The 19440-nt window shown below is 48.4% G+C and carries 17 protein-coding genes; 6 read left to right on the top strand and 11 right to left on the bottom strand.

Features of this window, described 5'->3' with window-relative positions; all coding sequences use genetic code 11:
* The first annotated feature begins 595 nt into the window (after positions 1 to 595).
* Positions 596 to 1369 carry a threonine/serine exporter family protein gene (locus tag QK890_RS17495; RefSeq protein WP_005778412.1) on the top strand — a complete coding sequence of 258 codons (774 nt, stop codon included), beginning with the start codon at positions 596 to 598 and terminating at the stop codon, positions 1367 to 1369.
* Positions 1366 to 1890: a threonine/serine exporter family protein gene (locus QK890_RS17490; protein WP_080714189.1), complete on the top strand. Its 525-nt coding sequence runs from the start codon at positions 1366 to 1368 to the stop codon at positions 1888 to 1890. Before QK890_RS17495 ends, QK890_RS17490 begins: the two co-directional genes overlap by 4 nt.
* Before the next feature lie 125 nt (positions 1891 to 2015).
* On the opposite strand, the gene QK890_RS17485 is transcribed toward QK890_RS17490, so the two are convergent.
* Together QK890_RS17485 and QK890_RS17480 are read right to left on the bottom strand one after the other, a co-directional pair.
* The gene (locus tag QK890_RS17485; protein ID WP_032540475.1) at positions 2016 to 2684 is read right to left on the bottom strand and encodes a bifunctional 4-hydroxy-2-oxoglutarate aldolase/2-dehydro-3-deoxy-phosphogluconate aldolase; all 669 of its coding nucleotides are present in this window, start codon (positions 2682 to 2684) and stop codon (positions 2016 to 2018) included.
* A gap of 22 nt (positions 2685 to 2706) precedes the next feature.
* Positions 2707 to 3732, bottom strand: a complete 1026-nt coding sequence (locus tag QK890_RS17480; protein WP_367627480.1) for a PfkB family carbohydrate kinase — start codon at positions 3730 to 3732, stop codon at positions 2707 to 2709.
* Positions 3733 to 4012: 280 nt separating this feature from the next.
* Between QK890_RS17480 and QK890_RS17475 the strand changes: the two genes are divergently transcribed.
* Positions 4013 to 5086, top strand: a complete 1074-nt coding sequence (locus QK890_RS17475) for a substrate-binding domain-containing protein (protein ID WP_032530030.1) — start codon at positions 4013 to 4015, stop codon at positions 5084 to 5086.
* On the opposite strand, the gene QK890_RS17470 is transcribed toward QK890_RS17475, so the two are convergent.
* Together QK890_RS17470 and QK890_RS17465 are read right to left on the bottom strand one after the other, a co-directional pair.
* Positions 5062 to 5511, bottom strand: a complete 450-nt coding sequence (locus tag QK890_RS17470) for an N-acetyltransferase (RefSeq protein WP_005806711.1) — start codon at positions 5509 to 5511, stop codon at positions 5062 to 5064. The genes QK890_RS17475 and QK890_RS17470 overlap by 25 nt on opposite strands.
* The gene (locus QK890_RS17465) at positions 5508 to 5861 is read right to left on the bottom strand and encodes a helix-turn-helix domain-containing protein (RefSeq protein ID WP_005778426.1); all 354 of its coding nucleotides are present in this window, start codon (positions 5859 to 5861) and stop codon (positions 5508 to 5510) included. Before QK890_RS17465 ends, QK890_RS17470 begins: the two co-directional genes overlap by 4 nt.
* Positions 5862 to 6027: 166 nt before the next feature.
* On the opposite strand from QK890_RS17465, the gene QK890_RS17460 reads away from it, so the two are divergent.
* Together QK890_RS17460 and QK890_RS17455 are read left to right on the top strand one after the other, a co-directional pair.
* Entirely contained in the window at positions 6028 to 6558 is a 531-nt protein-coding gene (locus QK890_RS17460; RefSeq protein ID WP_005778427.1) for a DJ-1/PfpI family protein, read from the top strand.
* A gap of 331 nt (positions 6559 to 6889) precedes the next feature.
* Entirely contained in the window at positions 6890 to 9934 is a 3045-nt protein-coding gene (locus QK890_RS17455) for an ATP-binding protein (RefSeq protein ID WP_259444525.1), read from the top strand.
* A gap of 37 nt (positions 9935 to 9971) precedes the next feature.
* On the opposite strand, the gene mgtA is transcribed toward QK890_RS17455, so the two are convergent.
* From mgtA to QK890_RS17440, 3 genes are all read right to left on the bottom strand, one after another.
* Positions 9972 to 12626 carry a magnesium-translocating P-type ATPase gene (gene mgtA, locus QK890_RS17450; RefSeq protein WP_220653800.1) on the bottom strand — a complete coding sequence of 885 codons (2655 nt, stop codon included), beginning with the start codon at positions 12624 to 12626 and terminating at the stop codon, positions 9972 to 9974.
* Positions 12627 to 12777: 151 nt separating this feature from the next.
* Positions 12778 to 14145: a HAMP domain-containing sensor histidine kinase gene (locus tag QK890_RS17445; RefSeq protein WP_022011618.1), complete on the bottom strand. Its 1368-nt coding sequence runs from the start codon at positions 14143 to 14145 to the stop codon at positions 12778 to 12780.
* Positions 14142 to 14831, bottom strand: coding sequence for a response regulator transcription factor (locus QK890_RS17440; RefSeq protein WP_005806723.1), 690 nt, complete (start codon positions 14829 to 14831; stop codon positions 14142 to 14144). The genes QK890_RS17445 and QK890_RS17440 overlap by 4 nt, the downstream gene beginning before the upstream one ends.
* A gap of 58 nt (positions 14832 to 14889) precedes the next feature.
* Between QK890_RS17440 and QK890_RS17435 the strand changes: the two genes are divergently transcribed.
* Positions 14890 to 15123: a helix-turn-helix domain-containing protein gene (locus QK890_RS17435; RefSeq protein WP_032540469.1), complete on the top strand. Its 234-nt coding sequence runs from the start codon at positions 14890 to 14892 to the stop codon at positions 15121 to 15123.
* A 79-nt stretch (positions 15124 to 15202) separates the two neighbouring features.
* Here the strand turns inward: QK890_RS17435 and QK890_RS17430 are convergent, their stop codons facing one another.
* The 4 genes from QK890_RS17430 to QK890_RS17415 are packed head-to-tail and all read right to left on the bottom strand — an operon-like array spanning position 15203 to position 19076.
* Positions 15203 to 16318, bottom strand: a complete 1116-nt coding sequence (locus QK890_RS17430) for an AAA family ATPase (RefSeq protein WP_186992690.1) — start codon at positions 16316 to 16318, stop codon at positions 15203 to 15205.
* Positions 16315 to 17028, bottom strand: coding sequence for an RNA ligase family protein (locus QK890_RS17425; protein ID WP_032540466.1), 714 nt, complete (start codon positions 17026 to 17028; stop codon positions 16315 to 16317). The genes QK890_RS17430 and QK890_RS17425 overlap by 4 nt, the downstream gene beginning before the upstream one ends.
* A gap of 25 nt (positions 17029 to 17053) precedes the next feature.
* Positions 17054 to 17674, bottom strand: coding sequence for a peptide chain release factor H (prfH, locus tag QK890_RS17420; protein WP_220653799.1), 621 nt, complete (start codon positions 17672 to 17674; stop codon positions 17054 to 17056).
* A 4-nt stretch (positions 17675 to 17678) separates the two neighbouring features.
* Complete coding sequence (locus QK890_RS17415) at positions 17679 to 19076, bottom strand: RtcB family protein (protein ID WP_032540464.1); 1398 nt, start codon at positions 19074 to 19076, stop codon at positions 17679 to 17681.
* Positions 19077 to 19440 lie beyond the last annotated feature (364 nt).

Below are 19440 nucleotides of genomic sequence, written 5' to 3'. Positions count from 1 at the left end.
AGATAATCCAAGCAATTATCTTCTCTGTGTAGCCTGCTGTTCTGTGGTGAACTGCTGATATACCCATCCGGCACTCTGCAGACGGGAATTTCAGTATCCGGTTGTCGGCCGGCAAACAAAAGACCTGAACCTTTTTGCCCTCAAACATTTAAGTCTTTTCAGTGAAACACTTAAGCATTCTCAGCGAAACGTTTAAGTCTTTTCAGAAAACGTTTAAGTCTTTTTCGGAAACTCTTAAATCTTTTTCTCCCCCCACGAATCAAAAGCCCAATGCTGTCTCACGGCTCTGAATAACAACCGGAAACAAACTTTCCGGGAATTCCGCCTTTATGCAAATATCATTTCCTTTCAATTGAAACAGATCAACAACTCTCCAAAAAGAAACCTGCTTCTCCTTTTGCCTGCAATTTTTTTGATTACCTTTGTCCCCCGAAAAGACGCAATTCACCCGTTAAAAAGGGTATCCTCCATCTAAGACCTAAACCGGAATCGAAGCACTATACAGACACATCAACCGCATTCCCTTCACCGGAAATGTAGAAAAGCAACATGTATGTATCACTGATTTAAGAAAGAGTAAAAAGATCAAAACCTTATGGACATCCACCAAGAATTAAAAGAACTATCTAAATTCCTGTCTGAATATTCCACCAGCCTGATGGCCGTAGGTGTACAGACATCACGCATCGTACGAAACACATCGCGAATTGCCGAGTCTTTCGGCTTTTTCTGTGACATGACCATCTTTCAGAAAACCATCATCATGACGTTACGCGACGCCGATAACTCACACTCGTACAGCACAGTAAACAAAATCAAACCCATGGGGCTGAATTTCGCCATCAACTCCGCCCTCAGCACCCTGAGCTGGGAAGCGTATGACGAGCATCTGTCTCTCACTGAACTCCAGCGACGTTATCACGAAATAGTCAGCAAGCCGCGCGAAAGCAAATGGCTCGTACTGATCCTCGTTGCTTTTGCCAATGCGTCATTCTGCCGCCTGTTCCAAGGCGACTTTATTTCTATGGGTATCGTATTCGCCGCCACCCTGGCAGGCTTCTTCGTCCGTACCGAACTAATGGGACGTCACTGGAATCATCTGGCAGTATTCATCATCTCTTCGTTCATCGCCTCGATGATCGGCAGCACAGGCTACCTGATGCACTGGGGAACCACTCCGGATATGGCTTTGGGTACCAGCGTCCTCTACCTGATCCCGGGTGTACCACTGATCAACTCCATCATGGACATCATCGACGGACATGTACTGGCGGGAACATCGAGATTTATTAATGCCTGTCTGCTTATTATTTGTATAGCAATCGGCCTTTCAATGACCCTTTTAATCACCGGAATCAGCACTTTATGATGAATATAGAATTTATAACCGCCATTATACTCGACGGCGCATTCGCCGCCATTGCCGCCATCGGATTTGCCATCATCTCCAATCCACCCCGGAAAGCCATATTGATCTCTGCTTTTCTGGCGGCCGTTGGGCACGGGTTACGCTACTTCCTGATGCATACGCATCTGTTCACGATGGACATCGCCACAGCCTCTTTCTTTGCTGCCGTCTCCATCGGTTTGTTAGCCATCCCCTTTGCCAAGGCAATCCATTGTCCGGCGGAGGTATTCTCGTTCCCGTCTCTCCTGCCGATGATTCCGGGAATGTTCGCTTATAAAAGTATCCTGGCACTGACAAAGTTTATGCAGACCAAGGATGAAACTGCCTCCTTGCAATATCTGGTAGATTTCTTCCACAATGGCAGTACCACTATCTTTGTGTTGTTTGCCCTGGTTGTAGGAGCTGCCATACCGGTATTTATCTTCCACCGCCAGTCATTCACAGCTACACGTTTACTGAAGAAACTGGTAAAGAAGGCCTGACAGAAAGGCTCACCACAGATTACACGGATTCCCACAGATTTTTGATTGTTCTTATCCATAAGATAAATCATTAATCTGTGGGAATCTGTGTAATCTGTGGTGAAAAAAACACCGGAAAACTTCACCTATTTCCTTGCTTCGGCAATGTAAGCCAAGGCTTCGGCACATTTCCCGGTGACATATCCCCAGTCTCCGGCTGTTACTTTATCTTTCGGGAACAATTTGGACCCCATGCCTACGCAGAACGCACCTGCCTTGAACCAAGACGTCAGATTCTCCCTCGTAGGTTCCACCCCACCGGTCACCATCAACTTGGACCATGGCATCGGAGCCATCAGGCCTTTTACAAAATTCGGACCATATACATCTCCCGGAAATATCTTACAAAGATCACAGCCGGCCTCCTGCGCAAAGCCCACTTCCGAAACCGAACCGCATCCCGGTGTATATGCAATCAGCCGGCGATTGCATATCTTAGCAATCTCCGGATTGAATAGCGGCCCTACCACGAAGTCAGCCCCCAACTGTATATATAAAGCCGCAGTAGCCGGATCGACCACAGAACCGACACCCATAGCCATTTCCGGACACTCACGGGTTGCAAACTTCACGATTCCGGCAAATACCTCCTGGGCAAAATCCCCCCGGTTTGTAAATTCAAAAGCACGGACGCCACCTTCATAACAGGCCTTTAGCACTTTCTTTGCCACTTCCACATCTTCGTGATAGAATACAGGAATCATGCCCGTTGTCCCCATCTTAGTCAGGACAGCCATTTTATCAAATTTAGCCATATCTATTTATTTACAATTGAATTTATCTTTGTACACGTCCACTCGCATCGCCTCCGGCCAGCGCCTCGACTTCTGCCACAGAAACCAGATTGAAGTCTCCGCTGACGGTATGCTTCAATGCCGATGCCGCCACGGCAAATTCAAGCGCTTCACCCTGTGTAGGCTTCGTAAGCAGACCATGGATAATGCCTCCGGAGAACGAATCCCCACCACCTACCCGGTCGACAATCGGATCGATGTCATAGTGCTTGGAAACGTAGAATTCCTTACCATTATAAATCATGGCCTTCCAGCCATTGTGTGACGCGGAGAAAGATTCACGCAGTGTCGAGATAACATAGCTGAATTCAAACTCTTCCGACATACGCCGGAAAATCTCCTTATACCCCTCGGCATCCGTATGTCCGCTTTCCACATCCGCGTCGGGCTTGAATCCCAGACAAAGCTCCGCATCTTCTTCATTACCGATGCAGACATCTACATACTTCATCAAAGGTTTCATCACGGATTGTGCCTTCTCCTTTGTCCACAGCTTCTTACGGAAATTCAGATCGACCGACACGGTCACCCCGTGACGCTTGGCAGCCTCACATGCCAAACGGGTCAATTCGGCTGCTTTGTCCGAAATGGCGGGAGTAATACCCGACCAATGAAACCAATCGGCTCCCTCCATAATCCTGTCAAAATCGAAATCCGCCGCATCGGCTTCGGTAATGGCGGAATGCGCACGATCGTAAATCACCTTACTGGGACGCATGGCAACACCGGTTTCCAAATAATAGATGCCGACACGGTCGCCTCCCCTGGCAATATAATCTGTCATCACACCATATTTGCGGAGTGCATTTACAGCCGACTGCCCTATTTCATGTTCAGGCAGCTTGGTTACAAAATAAGCATCATGGCCATAATTAGCGCAGCTCACAGCTACGTTAGCCTCACCCCCACCGTACACCACATCGAAAGAGTCCGATTGAACAAAACGAGTATTTCCCGGAGGAGATAACCTGAGCATGATTTCGCCTAACGTAACGACTTTCTTTCTCATAATTCTATATTTAGTTAGTTTTGAGTTTAATTTGTTTCTATTCTAAAACGATCGATCTTAATTGTTCAGTTACAATTTATTATTCACCCCCCAATCTTCTCAATAACATACTGGATATATGAACAATAGCAATGTATAAAATAGACACCGGCAAAGTCCGTGTGCGGACACAAAGATACACAGATTTTCATGATTACAAAAATTATTATATATTTGTGTCCATAGAAATAAAACTATTATTGTGTCCGGGCACAAAACCCCGCATAAATAAAGAAGACGCATGAATAAATTGCCAGAAAGAATCAGAATCAAGGATATTGCCCGTTTGGCAAACGTATCTGTAGGAACTGTCGACCGCGTGCTCCACGGCCGTAGCGGAGTATCGGAAGCAAGCCGGAAACGGGTGGAAGAAATCCTGAAGCAACTGGACTACCAGCCCAATATGTATGCCAGTGCACTGGCCTCCAACAAGAAATACACTTTTGCCTGCCTGTTACCCAAGCATCTGGAAGGTGAATACTGGACAGACGTGCAGAAAGGTATCCGTGAAGCGGTTAGCACATATTCCGATTTCAATATCTCAGTGGACATCACTCACTACGATCCTTATGATTACAATTCGTTTGCAGCAACCAGCCGGGCTGTCATTGAAGAACGCCCGGACGGAGTGATGTTTGCTCCTACCATACCGCAATACACAAAAGAATTCACCGATGCACTGAACGGGTTGGGTATACCTTATATATACATCGATTCACAAATAAAAGATGTCCCTCCCCTCGCCTTCTTCGGTCAGAACTCCCACCAAAGCGGATACTTTGCGGCACGTATGCTGATGCTGCTTGCCGGAAACGACCGGGAGATCGTGATTTTCCGTAAGATACACGAAGGGGTGATCGGATCGAACCAGCAGGAAAACCGTGAAATCGGTTTCCGCCAATATATGCGGGAGCATCATCCCGACTGCAATATCCTTGAACTCGACCTGCACGCCGCCCCGAATATTGAAGACAACCGTATGCTGGACGATTTCTTCAGCGAACATCCGGAAGTGAAGAACGGGATCACGTTCAATTCGAAAGTATACATCATCGGTGAATACTTGAAAATGCGTCGGAAAAACAATATCAACCTGATCGGTTACGACCTGCTCGAACGGAACGTGGCTTGCCTGAAGGAGGGCACCGTCTCTTTCCTGATTGCCCAGCAACCCGAGTTGCAAGGATTCAACAGTATCAGGACTCTATGTGACCACCTGATATTCAAAAAGGAGGTGACATGCACCAACTACATGCCAATTGACCTTCTGACCAAAGAAAACATCGACTATTATAACTTTTCCCTCTTCAGATAAACCATATCCCGGAGCAAAATTCCATCTTCACAGATGGGATGATCATAATGGTCGGTAAAGAAATTCTCAACGCGGTGGGAAGGGACAAATCCGCAAGACTGATAGAACGAAAGTGAGTGTGGAGTATCGCCCGTCCCCACAAACATAACCGAGCATCTGTCCGAATAGTGACGGAACAGGAATTCAACCAGATATCTGCCGTAGCCCTTGCGCTGGCTCTCCGGATAAGTCGCGATATTCTTCAGTTCGTAAATACCTTCCCCCTCGTTGGTCACCACACAAGCCGCTCTGAGCTCTCCCCCGTCGTACAAGGTAAACATCTCCCCACGTTCCAGATAGCGGTCCACCATATCCTCCTGTTCGTCTGCCAGCAGGAGCAAATCGAGGAAACGCTTCTTGTCAGAAAACACTTGCTCTACCTTCATTTCCTTTCTCCTTCCCTGTGTTCAAGAATCACCGTCATGTGGTCCAGTGCCCAGCCTACCAACGCCTCTACATGCGGAATCAGACTGCGTCCCGTCTCCGTCAGGCAATACTCCACTCGTGGGGGCACCTCCGCATACACCTTTCGTTGTACCAGTCCGTCGGTTTCCAATGTTCGAAGCGTGACAGTCAGCATCCGTTGCGAAATGTCATCAATCGTTTTATGAATGTCACTGAAGCGCATCGTTCCGTTCGCGTTCAGCGTCACCAATACCAGCATCGACCACTTGTCGCCCAGCCGGCACAGTACGTCCCTGATAGGACATGTCCCTGTAGGATGAAAATTTTTCATTTTTTAATCTTTTCTATTCCATTGAGTTCCAGCAATAGTTATCTCTATGTAAGTTCCTTATTCTGAAGTTCGTTCTTGTTTATCCGCACAGAGAAACATACATTTGCAAGCACAAAAGTAATAAACTTACGAAAGATAACTATTGTTTCACTTAATAATTTATGTTATGGCAAAGAAAGTTGCAGTATTAGCAGTCAATCCGGTCAACGGATTCGGTTTGTTCCAGTATCTGGAAAGTTTTTTCGAGAATGGTATTCCGTACAAAGTATTCGCGGTGTCAGATACCCGGGAGATCAAGACCAATTCCGGCATCACCCTGTTTGCCGATGACGTGATAGCCAATCTCAAAGGGCATGAAGACGAATTTGACGCACTTGTATTCGCTTGTGGCGACGCAGTGCCGGTATTCAAAGACAATGCAGGAAAGGCCTACAATGTAGACCTGATGGAAGTAATCAAAGCATTTGGCGAAAAAGGCAAACTTATGATCGGCCATTGTGCCGCCGCCATGATGTTCAATTTCACCGGAATCACCGCCGGAAAGAGGCTGGCCGTCCACCCGCTTGCCAAACCCGCTATACAGACGGGACAGGCGACTGACGGGAAATCGGAAATTGACGGTAACTTCTATACCGCACAAGACGAAAACACCCTTTGGACAATGATGCCTCAGCTGATTGAGGCTCTGAAGAAGTAACGCGGGACACCTCTGTTACAGCACTTATCACGACAGTGTGCCGGAAGCTATTCATAACGCCCCGTCTGCTTCCCGGCACACTTTGTGTTTTCCACCCTCACTCGATCTTCTGCCTCAACCTTTTCATATAATCAAGTAAAAACAGGTCATAATTCATTTATTATTAATACTTTTACAGTCGAATAAACAAAACATCGCCATCATTCAATAGAATTTTATGACTACTTCCTTTGGAGTAACATCCATTTTCTGTACCCCATTGCTGAGAAAACTGTTGGTTCTTTTCACATGTTTCCTATCAGTAAGCCCTGTATCCGCCCAAAAAGAGGCAATGAATACCAAAGACTATATTCTGGTCATTAACACCTATACGGAAGCCTTCGCATGGAGCAACCGCCTGATCTTTACAGCAACCGAATTTGTCAAGGATGATCCTCACTTAGCCATTTATGCCGAACACATGAATCTCTTGATGATGGATAATGACAGTACACTGTGTGAATTCAAGACCAACCTGTTCGAGAAGTATGGTTCCCATTCCCCGCGCGCACTATTATTGCTGGGTAATTCCACCTTGATGTTGCGGGACGACTTCAGAAAGGTATGGGGTGATGTCCCGATCATACTCTGCTCCGAAAAAGACTACATCGGTCCCAGAGAATATTATTTGAAGAAACACCCCGTCCCTCCGTCCGAACGAATCCCACTGACCGAACTGGCCCAACCCTATAACCTCGTCCTTCTTTACTCCAACCAATACATACGTGAAAACCTGGAGTTAATGTTTCATATCCTTCCCGATATGAAAAAGCTGATTTATGTAGGCGATCAGAGATTCGTCAATCAAACGAACAGTATAGAAATACAGGAAATATTACAATCCAGCCATCCCGGGGTCCAATATACTTTTTTATCTCCTGAGAATATTCTGGAGACCAACCAACTGATCGACTCTCTCAACTTTGTCAATCCCCGGACCACCGGCATCCTGTTTTCTTCCTGGTTCTATAAGCGGAAGTTTGCGGGCAACACTTCACTGTCTATCGTATCACCCAAAATTGTTTCTACTGTTTCACCTCCCCTGTTTGCCCTCAGCACCATTGACGTAAAAGACAAAAGCAGCGGGATGACCGGAGGATATTCTTACAATCAGATAGAATTCGACAAGCGGCTTCTCGGTATATTTTCCGATGTACTGAATGGCAGGCAACCCCGCACCCTCCCTTACTATTATCCTCTGGACGGTATGCCCATCATCAATTATGAGACACTGATCCATAAAGGATTTTCTCCCGACTTATGTCCGGCCAACACGTATTTCATCAACAAACCGCACACCTTCTGGGAACAATACAGCTACTTCCTTATAGGTACATGCATCTCCATCGTCCTGCTCGTCCTGTTTTTCCAGTACCGCATCCGCACACTGAACAGACTTAAGAAAACACAGTTGAAAGAGATAGAGACCATGACCAGCTATAAAAACCTGATCAACAACATGCCCATCCTCTATATGCAGGAGAAGCTGATAACAAACGAACAAGGCATAGGCACAGATTTGATCTACCTGAACGTAAACCCCCATTTCGAACAGAACTTTTTCCGCAGAGAAGATGCAGTAGGCAAGAAAGCAAGTGAGATGTTTCCCGAATCCCTCCCCGAGTTCCTGCACTTCATCCAGATGTCACTCAAGGAAAACCGGGTTGTTACTTTCCCATACTATTTCAGGAAAATCAATAAATTCTACGATATCGTCCTCAAAGGTACCCATCAGAATAACGTGGTCGATATTTTTTGTCTGGACAGTACCGAATTACACCTGGCACAACAAAAACTGACCGCCACCAACCACAAGCTGTCGATGGCATTGGATGTGGCAAATATCATTCCATGGAAATGGGATCTGCTCAGCAAAACCATCCTGTGTGACATCAACAAACCCATCGAACTCAGTTCACCCGGCAACAGCGTGAACGACGAGCAACTGGCCGTGCCGGACACGCAATACTTCTCAAAGATATTCAAAGAAGACCGCAAACGGGTGGAACAGGCATACAAAGACCTGATTGAAGGTCGCACGGACAAGGTAAAGGAGGAATACCGGGTTATCAACGTACAGAACCACACCCACAAAGTGGAATGGGTAGAAGCCCAGGCCGCCGTAGAATCCCGCGACGAAAACGGAAATCCTACCACGCTGGTAGGCTCTTCACTGGTCATTACCAAACGAAAAAAGATGGAGATGGAACTTACCACGGCCAAAGACCGCGCCGAAGAATCCAACCGCCTGAAATCGGCTTTCCTTGCCAACATGAGCCATGAAATCCGTACTCCGCTGAATGCCATCGTAGGCTTTTCGGGTATCTTGGCATCTACCGATGAGGAAGAAGAAAAACGAGAATACGTCAACATCATCGAAAATAACAACACCCTGCTCTTACAACTGATCAGCGACATCCTCGACCTGTCGAAAATAGAAGCCGGCACCCTTGAGTTCCAATACTCCAACGTCGAGCTGAATGCCGTAATGAAAGAGCTGGAAAGCACGTTGCAGCTCAAGATGAAATCCGAAGCCGTGAAATTGGAATTCGTACCTCCGGCAGACCGCTGCCTGGTTCATCTGGAAAAGAACCGTGTTTCCCAGCTGATCATCAATCTGGTGACCAATGCCATCAAGTTCACCGAGAAAGGGAGTATCCGCTTTGGCTACGAGCTTCGCGAAAAAGAGCTTTATTTCTACGTTGCCGACACCGGTTGCGGCATTGCCAAGGACGAGCAGGAAAGCATATTCGGCCGATTCGTCAAACTGAACAGTTTCGCACAAGGCACAGGGCTCGGACTATCCATCTGCCAGACACTGGTCAACCACATGGGCGGACACATCGGTGTGGAGTCTGAGAAAGGTAAAGGTTCCACATTCTGGTTTACCCTCCCTTACGAAGCCGCATCGACAGCTGAACCTGTCCGGAAAACAGTTATACAGCCCATTGCGGTAGAGAAAGACAAACTGACCATCCTGATTGCCGAAGACAACGAAAGCAACTTCAGGTTATTTGAGTCCATCCTCCGCCAGGATTACCGCCTGCTTCATGCCTGGGACGGCCGCGAAGCCGTAGAAATATTCCGCAAAGAAGATCCGCAGATTATCCTGATGGACATCAACATGCCGGTCATGGACGGATATGAAGCCACTAAAGAGATCCGTAAATATTCGGCCAAAGTCCCTATCATCGCAGTTACGGCCTTTGCCTACGCTTCGGACGAACAGCGGGTGATGGAAAGCGGATTCGACGGATACATGCCCAAACCCATCAATGCGCGCCAGTTACAGGCACAGCTCAAAGAGATTATGCAGAAACGGATCATCCTGCTATAACAACAGGATGACCCGTTTTTAAGGTCTTTATTCGTGTTTACAGCCACTTCGTAAACCGCTTCACATACCATTGTTTAATAAGCTGCGTCAGCACACAATAGCTCAGCAGGATGCCCGCCAACCAGGGGAAATAACTGAGCGGCAACGGCATCAACCCGATGGAAGCCCCAAACTGCGTGAAGGGAATGACGATTCCCAGAACCATGATGACGGACGTTAGTCCTAATACCGGCCAGGATGCCGTACTCTGAATAAACGGGATCTTGCGGGTACGGATCATATGTACAATCAACGTTTGCGACAGCAAGCCCTCTACAAACCAACCGGACTGAAAGAGAGTCTGATGTTCGGGAGAGTTGCAACCGAACACATACCACATGACCAGAAATAAGGCTATGTCGAAAATAGAACTGACCGGACCGATAAAAATCATAAAACGGCTCAGGTCGGATGCATCCCATTTGCGCGGCTTCATCAGGTACTCCGGGTCCATCCGGTCGAACGGAATGGTGGACTGCGACGTATCGTACAGCAGATTCTGAACAAGCAGATGGACAGGCAGCATAGGCAGGAAAGGCAGAAAGGCACTGGCAGCCAGCACGCTGAACATATTGCCAAAGTTAGAACTGGCAGTCATCTTGATGTACTTCATAATGTTGCCAAACGTTCTGCGTCCCTCTATCACTCCATCTTCAAGCACCATCAGATCCTTCTCCAGCAGAATGATGTCAGCACTCTCCTTGGCGATGTCCACAGCCGTATCCACAGATATACCCACATCGGACTGGCGCAGGGCGGAAGCGTCATTGATGCCATCACCCAGGAAGCCCACCGTATGTCCCAATTCCTGCAGCAAGGTGATGATACGGGTCTTCTGCATCGGAGCCAGCTTCGCAAACACGGTAGTCTGCCGTATTCTCAACTTCAGTTCTTCATCCGTCAGCCGCTCTATCTCCGTACCGTTCAGCGTACAGGCCGTATCGACTCCCACCTGACGGCAGATGGTACGTACAACCGCTTCGTTATCACCGGACAGCACTTTCACATCGACTCCATGGCTATGGAGCTGCCGGATGGCATTGGCTGCCGAAGGTTTGGGAGGGTCGAGAAAAGCGAGATAACCGATCAGCACCATTCCGGATTCGTCTTCGACAGAAAAATCATGTTCTTTTTCTACCCAACTCTTCTGTGCCACCGCCAGCACACGCATACCTTCTTTGTTCATCTGCTCACTGATGACAAAGGCTTTTCGCCGCAGCTCATCGGTCAACTCGTGAACGGTTTTGCCAAACTCTGCATGAGTGCAGATTGCAAGCATCTCCTCTACCGCTCCCTTGGTGATGATCTGACGCTTCCTCTGTTCGTCTTCCACCACCACGGACATACGTCGGCGGGTAAAGTCGAATGGGATTTCGTCTACCTTGGTATAAGCATCCCTGAGATAATCCAACTGTAACTCACGAACATGTGAAAGGATGGCACGATCCATCAGATTCTTCAGCCCCGTCTGGAAATAACTGTTGAAATAGGCATGACGGAGTACGCGGCACTCGTGATCCTCGCTCCCGTCAGCATTGATAAACTTTTCCAGCACAATGTGGTCGCGGGTCAGTGTCCCGGTCTTATCGGTGCAAAGAATGTCCATCGCCCCGAAATTCTGGATGGCGTTGAGGTTCTTGACAATGGTCTTTTTCTTAGCCATAGAGACAGCTCCTTTGCTCAGGTTAGCGGTGACAATCATCGGAAGCATCTCAGGAGTCAGTCCCACGGCTACGGAAATGGCAAAAATAAAGGCTTCGAACCAGTCGCCTTTCGTCACTCCGTTGATGAGAAACACCAGAGGCACCATCACCAGCATGAAACGGATCAGCAAAAGACTGACATTGCTGATTCCTTTATCGAATGCCGTCTGCGCACGTACGCCGACGATACTCCGGGCGATGGTGCCCAGATAGGTATCTCGCCCTGTACCGAAAACAATGGCACGTGCCGAACCGCTCACTACATTGGAGCCCATGAAGCAAATATCATCAAGCTCGACCACACTGCCGGAACGGTGACGATCCTCCGCCAATACGGCACACTTCTCTATGGCATCGGATTCTCCGGTCAACGAGGACTGGCTGACGAACAGGTCTTTCGACTCGATGACACGGACATCGGCCGGAATCATATCTCCGGCAGCCAGACAGATGATGTCTCCCGGCACCAAGTCTGTAATGTTGATCTCGTACGGCTCCGGGGCACCGCTACGAATGACGGATGCGGTATTTTTCACCATCTTTTGCAAAGCATCCGAAGCCTTGCCGGAGCGCCACTCCTGCGAGAAGCGCAACACGACACTCATCATCACCATACTTCCGATGACAAGGATACTGGTCCACTCCCGCTCTTCGGGCCGGGCCATCCAGACGTCGAGCACCAACGACACAAGCACAAGTGCCATCAGTACACCGATAAAGGGGTTGATAAAGGTTTTGCAAAACATCAGAAGCGGATTGGGGTGCGTCTCTTGCACGATTTTATTCTCACCGCAGCTTTTAAGCCGCTCTTCCGCATCCTCCTCCGAGAGTCCGTGGGGGGTAGTACAAAAATAGCCATACACCAACTTCAGCGGTTGGGTTGCTGCCAGAAATACCTTCTCGGTATTGAACTGCACAGTCTTGTCTGTTTGTTTCTTTCTAAAAATCATCATAGTACATTTTTTTTAGAGATACGGGGCCGCTCCCTATTGGAAGAATCCCATTCATTCATTTGCCTTTACAGTACAAAGGTAGGGAGCTCCCCGCAAAAGGGGCGTTAGAGAACGATTAGAGTACTATTAGAGTTTTATTAGAGTTTCTTCAGATATGAGGAATTTCCACCGTATAGACCGTACCTTCACCCGGCTGGCTATTGACGGTGATTTCACCCTTATGGGTATGTATGATCTTTTGAGTCAGCATCATCCCGATGCCGTTTCCACGGGCATAGTCTTTATTGCTTCCCCGATAGAAAGGAGAAAACAGGTATTGCATGTCATCGGCATTCATACCGATACCCGTGTCCGAAAAGCGGATAACAGACTTTTGCTCCCAAAAGCTGATCTGGACGAAAGAAGTGTGATTGGCGGAGAACTTGCAATTGTTCTCCATCAGATTGACAAAAGCTGTTTTCAACAGGTAGCCGTTGCCCAACACCGTGAGGACGGAGTCATCATCGGCTTCTTCGCCGAATATCAATTCGATGGTATAGTCGGGATTGGCTTTCATCACCATCTCACGGGCATCGAGCAGAAGCTCGTCCAGACGGATCTCTTCCAATTTGATCTGCTCGGGCAGATAATCGGCCTTGGCCAGATTGAGCAACCCTTCGGAAAGTTTCACCAACTTACGCGAATCGTCGAGCGCATTACCGATGGCACGGCGATATTCTTCGGAAGAACGCTCTTTCAGCAGAGCCAGTTCAAGTTCGGCAATCAGGGCAGCCATGGGAGTACGCAGTTCATGGGACACATTGCTGACGAACATTTTCTGAGAATCGAAAGACTGTTCCAGCCTTTCCAGCATCCGATTGAAGGTGGTGGCAAGTTCGCCCAATTCATCTTTTTCGTCCTTCACCGGCACACGCAGGTCGAGACGGGAAGCAGAAATAGCTTCCACCTCCCCGAGAATATCGGACACAGGAGCCAGGGCACTCCGCGAAAGCAGGTAACCGACTCCCGCCAAAAGAGCGATACCTAAAAAGAAAAGAACAATCAGCATGGTCTGCAAAGAGTGTTGCTTGGCATATCCGTAACCATCGAAAGCAGCCGCTGTGATGACATAAGGTTTACCATGGAACGTGTAAAGGAGCCCGATGACCTGATAACCGTCCTGATAAAACTCGATAGATTTATTTTGCAAAATTCGGTCGATCATCTCAGGGGTCTCTTTCACCAGGTCGATCTGCTTGGCATCATGATAAAGCAAATGGAAAGTAGTATCGTAGATGGCTACCTCCACTTCATTGATAAATTCGCGGTTGTTGAGGTAAATGGACTGCATGGTCTTGGCATCCACCCGGTTGTCGAGGAAAAGGTTGGCTTTGGTGATGCCTTCCTTTTTCAGGTCACGGAAGAATTCATTGCTCCGGTTCCGCTCCGAAAACAGATAGATAGCAGCTACCAGCAACAGAAAAACGGCTGCCGTGAAACCGGTATAGCGGAGAGTGAGCCGGGTACCTATCTTCATAACTCCTGCCTGAATATAAAGCCCATACCGGGTTTGGTATGGATCAGTTTCACATCATAGTCCCGGTCTATCTTTTTGCGGAGATAGTTGATGTACACATCGATAAAGTTGGTGCCCGTATCGAAATGGGTATTCCACACCTTGTCGGCTATTTCAACACGGGTAAGTAACCGTTCGGGGTTCTCGGCCATATAAAGCAACAGGTTATACTCTTTGGGAGAGAGTTTGATCTCCCTCTCCTGCCGATAGACGGTTTTTGTCTGCCGGTCGATGCGCAAGTCCGCATAGACGAGTTCCGTAAGTTGTGTTTCGGGTATACCGGGAAGTCGTCGTTTCAGCAATACCTTGATACGGGCATCGAGTTCGCGGAAATCGAAAGGTTTCACCATATAGTCGTCAGCCCCGGCATCGAAACCGTCGAGCTTATCATCCGTTGTGCCCAACGCTGTCAGCATCAGTACCGGAACCCGGTTATTGATGTTCCGTATCTCTTTACAGAGTTCGAAACCACTCATCTTCGGCAAGATTACATCGGAAATGACCATCTGAAACTCTCCGGCACGGAACAGGCGCAACCCCCAAGCTCCGTCGTAGGCAAGTTCCACCTGATAGCCGGACTCTTCGAGACCGCGCTTCAGCAGTTCCGCCACACGCTGTTCATCTTCCACAACCAGTATCTTTATCATGATGCAATCCCTCCTTACCGTTAGTTATCAATTCACCGGGCACAAAGATAAACACATAATGATAAATCCTCAACAGTATCGGCGTTTATTTATCCCTTCTCGTTCCGGCCGCATCCGATGCTTGATTCATGCCTACAGCGAACTACCGGCTAACGGGGAGAATGACTTAACGGGTATTGCTGTCGATAATGGGTATTGTGACCTAAATCATTTCATCAAGAGTTTCAAACGCTTTACCGGAAAAACGCCGTTACAATATTACAAACAAAATACAGACACCGCCGGAAAATAAACAGGGTGTAGCCATCCGGTCCGGATAGCTACACCCCAAGGTACCTAAGGCTACACCCTCCCCCCGGTTGGGTGTAGCCCTATTGTTCCTGCACGGCATAAACCACTTCGTGCGCTTCTGTCAACCGGGGAACCTCCAGTTTATCCAACATCGCATCCAGAACCGGCTCCGGCACTTTATATTCGCGTATGCCGTTTTGCCGCCGCCAGACGGAGTAAGGTTTCTCTATATAGACTATTTTCACCCGTGCCCCATAGGTGATGAACAAATCGACCAACTGGGCACGTCTTTGGCGGGTCACGTTGGTGGCATTCCAAATAAAGTCCTGTCCCTTCCGGAGGTAGACCCGTGCCTGCTCTTTGGCCGTTTGTGCCACCCAGCCGTTAGCCGCTTTATCCGTGGGGCTGAGTTTATGTTCACGTCGGATAGCATCCAGACTGACAACCGGCATATCGGCACATCGAGACTCTATATAATAGTCTTTACCCATACCGGGCAGGCCTGCAAGCAAAGTAACCTCACATCTGAAATCATCGTGGGGGACATAATCGATATAAGCCTGATCCGTATGAAAATAATGGAAGCGGGCCGTATCACCGGCAAATGTCCGGGCTTTCCCCCAGCATTGTTGTTCACGGCAAAACATTTCAAAGAGTTCGGTAGCTTCCAGCAGTATTTCCCTGTCCGTGCAGATACGCCCGCAAATATCGGCCACAGCCAACTGTTTCAGTAACGAAGTGTCCAGCCTCAGCGAAGCTTCACAAGCACGTTTCAAGGGATCTTCCCGTTCCATCAGCCAGATAGGCAAACCATGATGGCGTACCAGAGAGGCAATATGCTCGCGAATACCGAAAGGCGTAGAAATATCCCTGTAAAGGAGGGTGCGTACAGTAGCTTCCCCCCGCTTCGCATGATTTTTGGAGGTGATCTGCCCATTGCCTTCATCGACCGAAGTCGAACGCTTTTCTACATCGTGAAGCAAAGCGGCTGCCCAAAGGATCTCCCGGTCCTGCTCCGCAAGCCTCAGATAGGAAGGCTGTTGCTGCAATGCCTCGAGTACCATGCGGGTATGTACGGCTACACTTCCCTCGGCATGATGCAAAGCGTGCTGGGGAACCAGATCCATATCCCGCACCCAGCTGAACTGCTGTACCAGTGAATCCCAATCTTTCCGTTCTGTCAATCTCCAAATCATTCGTTACCTCCTTTCTCTTGTTTCGACTCCCACACCAGGCGGGCACGCTTCCAATGCCGTGTCCAATGCTCGTCTGTCTGCACATGCCCCTGACGGACATACTTAAACACATTACGGGCAAAGTCTGCGGTAAGATACTCGTCGGCATTGCGGGTTACTACCCCTTCACGGGTACAGTCCATCCCTGTCAGCGCATCGCGCGATCCGAAGACACTTGGTTCCCCGGCCAGGCAGATGACATGCTGTTTCAGGGTTTCGGCTGTTAGTCCGTTTACACGCTCCGTACACAATTCGGGTACAGTAGGCAAATCGAACAAAGCAGCATAAAACTTCACCTCTTCCCACGACAGCCATTTGTCGAGACAGCGGACTGCGAACACATAAAAATGGGTTTCCAGCCGCTTGTACTCGATGGAATGAACAGCATACAGATTCTCGCCGAAGAGTTCAATATCTCCCAAGTCATTCTTCAACAACTCCCAACGCTGACGCAACTGGCTCGTCCATGGTGAAGTGGTAGGAGCAGCATGCGAACGGGCAAAAACCCCGTATCTGCTTAAACAATTATTCTCCCCATCCAGTTTTTCGGTATGGACCAGCGTGTTTATCTCCCGGATATCCTCCCAATAGGTATGATTGATTCGGTCGTCACTCGTCGTCCCGGGAGAGAACGGATAGTGGTAGGTACGACCATATTTTTCTGATAACATAGCTTTTTCTTTTAATCGTTAATACTCAAAACCGGAGCTCTTCTTGAATGACCTTCACCGGGTTTCCCCTTTGAAGGCTGTTGTGGTTACTCCAGTTAGCCTGTGCCTGAATCATTGCCTGCTCTACATTCCAAGGAGTCAGCTTGACCAGCAATCGTTCGGTGGCCAGTTTCTTATTCTGCCATTGTGAACGTTGGTCGGATGCCACTACACTGATTCCGCTGGGAATATGGACAGCCCTTACAGCAGATTCCGTCTTATTGACATGCTGTCCGCCGGGTCCGGAAGCCCGCAAAGTTTCATAACGGATTTCATTTTCGGTTGCCTCACGGCTTTCGGACAGCAAGAAGGTCTGCACACCGACAAACCAATTTTTGCGTCTGTGATGAATCCGGTACGGGCTACGGGCAATCCACAACACGGTTCCCTCCCACTCTTCCACCAGTGTATCGCAACCTGCACCTTCAAGTGCAATGACTGCCGACAGCAATGTACGGTTGGCAGGACCGGCTTCTTTTTCCACTATTTCCACTTTCAGTTTCCGGGTCTGGGCCTGTTTTAATATTCTCTCAAGCACTAATGCCACTACACGGCAACACTCCACGGGACCACGTCCCGAAGTGATTTGTAAATACGTCTTTTCCATCATTCTACTCTTTATTCATTCGTACGATACAGGGCATAAAGGTACCCTGAATTTCCACCAATGCCTCCTGAGTCTGCATCACCCGGTCAATGTCTTTGTAAGCCAACGGCATTTCTTCGACACTACCGCCAATCAGTGTCACGCCGGCCTGCGAAAGATACTTCTTCAGTGCTGACTGGGTAAAACTGTCTTTCGCTTTTTGGCGGGACATGGCGCGTCCTGCTCCATGAGAAGCGGAACAAAGGGCTTCACCCACTCCTTTTCCACATACCAGATAACCGGGGGTGGCCATACTTCCGGGAATCAGTCCCGGAAGGCCCTTCTGAGCCGGAGTTGCTCCTTTACGGTGTACAATGGCAGTTTGTCCGGAAGCAAGTTCCTCCTTCCATGCAAAGTTATGATGGTTGTTCACATTGGCCAGAGGTTTCAGTCCCAGAGCTTTGGCCAGATTCAGATGAATCCGTTCATGGCAGGCACGGGCATAATCGCCTGCCAGATTCATACTAAGCCAGTATTCCTGCCCCTCTTCCGTATCCAATCCCAACCAGGCAAAGTGCTGAGCCTCGCGGGGCAAGCGACAGATGTCACGGGCCAGCAGACTGTAATGCTTGGCAATGGCAGCACCCAGTCCCCGTGAACCGGAATGGGAAAGCAAAGCCGCATAACTACCCTCCGGAACTCCTAAGACATTGTCCGCCTGCAAGCTGATCCTGCCAAACTCCACAAAATGATTTCCACCACCGGAACTTCCCAGCTGTCGCACCGCTTTGCCATGCAGCCCTCTCAGCAATTCAGTCATTCGGAACTCTTCCCGGTCAAGTACCTCGTGTTCCTGAACAAAAGGCAACCCGCCATCCATGCCGAAATGAGTGAATTCTTTCAGCGCTTCTTTCATCTGATGCGAATAACGCCTTAGAAAGTCTTCCCCGGTATCAAACAGGGTAAGACTCATCCGGCAACCTATATCAACTCCCACCGCATACGGAATGACTGCATTATCCGTAGCCAATACTCCTCCTATGGGTAATCCGTAACCGGCATGTGCATCGGGCATCAACGCTCCGGCAAGAGTGACCGGAAGGCGCATAGCCAGATTCATCTGTTGTTTGGCCAATGTTTCAATATGCTTGCTTCCGTATGTTTTATAAGCCAAAGGCTCGTCGAGCAAATCATACGACGTAAAACTTTTTTCGACTAAAGTAGGAGAAAGTTGTTCGGCCAGTTTACTCCATACTTCGTTGTTTTTATATATTTCGGGATTTCCGAGTACATCGCCCAGGATAGCCAATATCCGCTCTTTTGTCTCGTGTTTACAATACTTGTTGACGAGGGCAACGGCCAGACTACGGGCCACGTTGTCTCTATATCCCAGTTTGCTTAAATCTTTCAAACGTATTCCCATACTGTTTTTCTTTCGCATACAATACCGGCTACCTGCCACGGGCAGGCAACAGACAATATGCGGGATACCAATACTTTAGAAAAGGATATAACACATCCTGTTCACAGCATTGAAGTGAATAATAAATAAATTAAACGTGATTGTGGAACTAATCAACCTGCATCGCCAGCAGCAGAATTGCGATGCGTATAAAAAAACAAAGTTGCAAAGCCCCATCCTCCCGACGGGTCAACTCAGTTCCAAGTTTGAAGATATTATTTCTCTGACATAATTAAAACCCTTTCCGATTATTTAAAGGGTGAATACTCTGTTTATCGGCGGCAAAAGTAATAGTTCTTTTTATTCCCGCAAAACAAAAAGACAT

It is taken from the genome of Bacteroides sp. NGMCC 1.200775, from assembly GCF_040798045.1.
In the GTDB taxonomy this organism is placed as follows: Bacteria; Bacteroidota; Bacteroidia; order Bacteroidales; family Bacteroidaceae; genus Bacteroides; species Bacteroides hominis.
This window is presented reverse-complemented; position numbering and strand designations above follow the sequence as displayed.

What these genes read in the sequence shown, in the direction of transcription:
- QK890_RS17445 (WP_022011618.1), bottom strand. Translation starts at nt 14,145, where the DNA reads ATGAAGATAGGTACCCGGCTCACTCTCCGCTATACCGGTTTCACGGCA.
- QK890_RS17440 (WP_005806723.1), bottom strand. Translation starts at nt 14,831, where the DNA reads ATGATAAAGATACTGGTTGTGGAAGATGAACAGCGTGTGGCGGAACTG.
- QK890_RS17430 (WP_186992690.1), bottom strand. Translation starts at nt 16,318, where the DNA reads ATGATTTGGAGATTGACAGAACGGAAAGATTGGGATTCACTGGTACAG.
- QK890_RS17455 (WP_259444525.1), top strand. Translation starts at nt 6,890, where the DNA reads ATGAATACCAAAGACTATATTCTGGTCATTAACACCTATACGGAAGCC.
- QK890_RS17415 (WP_032540464.1), bottom strand. Translation starts at nt 19,076, where the DNA reads ATGGGAATACGTTTGAAAGATTTAAGCAAACTGGGATATAGAGACAAC.
- QK890_RS17460 (WP_005778427.1), top strand. Translation starts at nt 6,028, where the DNA reads ATGGCAAAGAAAGTTGCAGTATTAGCAGTCAATCCGGTCAACGGATTC.
- QK890_RS17490 (WP_080714189.1), top strand. Translation starts at nt 1,366, where the DNA reads ATGATGAATATAGAATTTATAACCGCCATTATACTCGACGGCGCATTC.
- QK890_RS17465 (WP_005778426.1), bottom strand. Translation starts at nt 5,861, where the DNA reads ATGAAAAATTTTCATCCTACAGGGACATGTCCTATCAGGGACGTACTG.
- mgtA (WP_220653800.1), bottom strand. Translation starts at nt 12,626, where the DNA reads ATGATTTTTAGAAAGAAACAAACAGACAAGACTGTGCAGTTCAATACC.
- QK890_RS17480 (WP_367627480.1), bottom strand. Translation starts at nt 3,732, where the DNA reads ATGAGAAAGAAAGTCGTTACGTTAGGCGAAATCATGCTCAGGTTATCT.
- QK890_RS17470 (WP_005806711.1), bottom strand. Translation starts at nt 5,511, where the DNA reads ATGAAGGTAGAGCAAGTGTTTTCTGACAAGAAGCGTTTCCTCGATTTG.
- QK890_RS17435 (WP_032540469.1), top strand. Translation starts at nt 14,890, where the DNA reads ATGATAAATCCTCAACAGTATCGGCGTTTATTTATCCCTTCTCGTTCC.
- QK890_RS17495 (WP_005778412.1), top strand. Translation starts at nt 596, where the DNA reads ATGGACATCCACCAAGAATTAAAAGAACTATCTAAATTCCTGTCTGAA.
- QK890_RS17485 (WP_032540475.1), bottom strand. Translation starts at nt 2,684, where the DNA reads ATGGCTAAATTTGATAAAATGGCTGTCCTGACTAAGATGGGGACAACG.
- prfH (WP_220653799.1), bottom strand. Translation starts at nt 17,674, where the DNA reads ATGGAAAAGACGTATTTACAAATCACTTCGGGACGTGGTCCCGTGGAG.
- QK890_RS17475 (WP_032530030.1), top strand. Translation starts at nt 4,013, where the DNA reads ATGAATAAATTGCCAGAAAGAATCAGAATCAAGGATATTGCCCGTTTG.
- QK890_RS17425 (WP_032540466.1), bottom strand. Translation starts at nt 17,028, where the DNA reads ATGTTATCAGAAAAATATGGTCGTACCTACCACTATCCGTTCTCTCCC.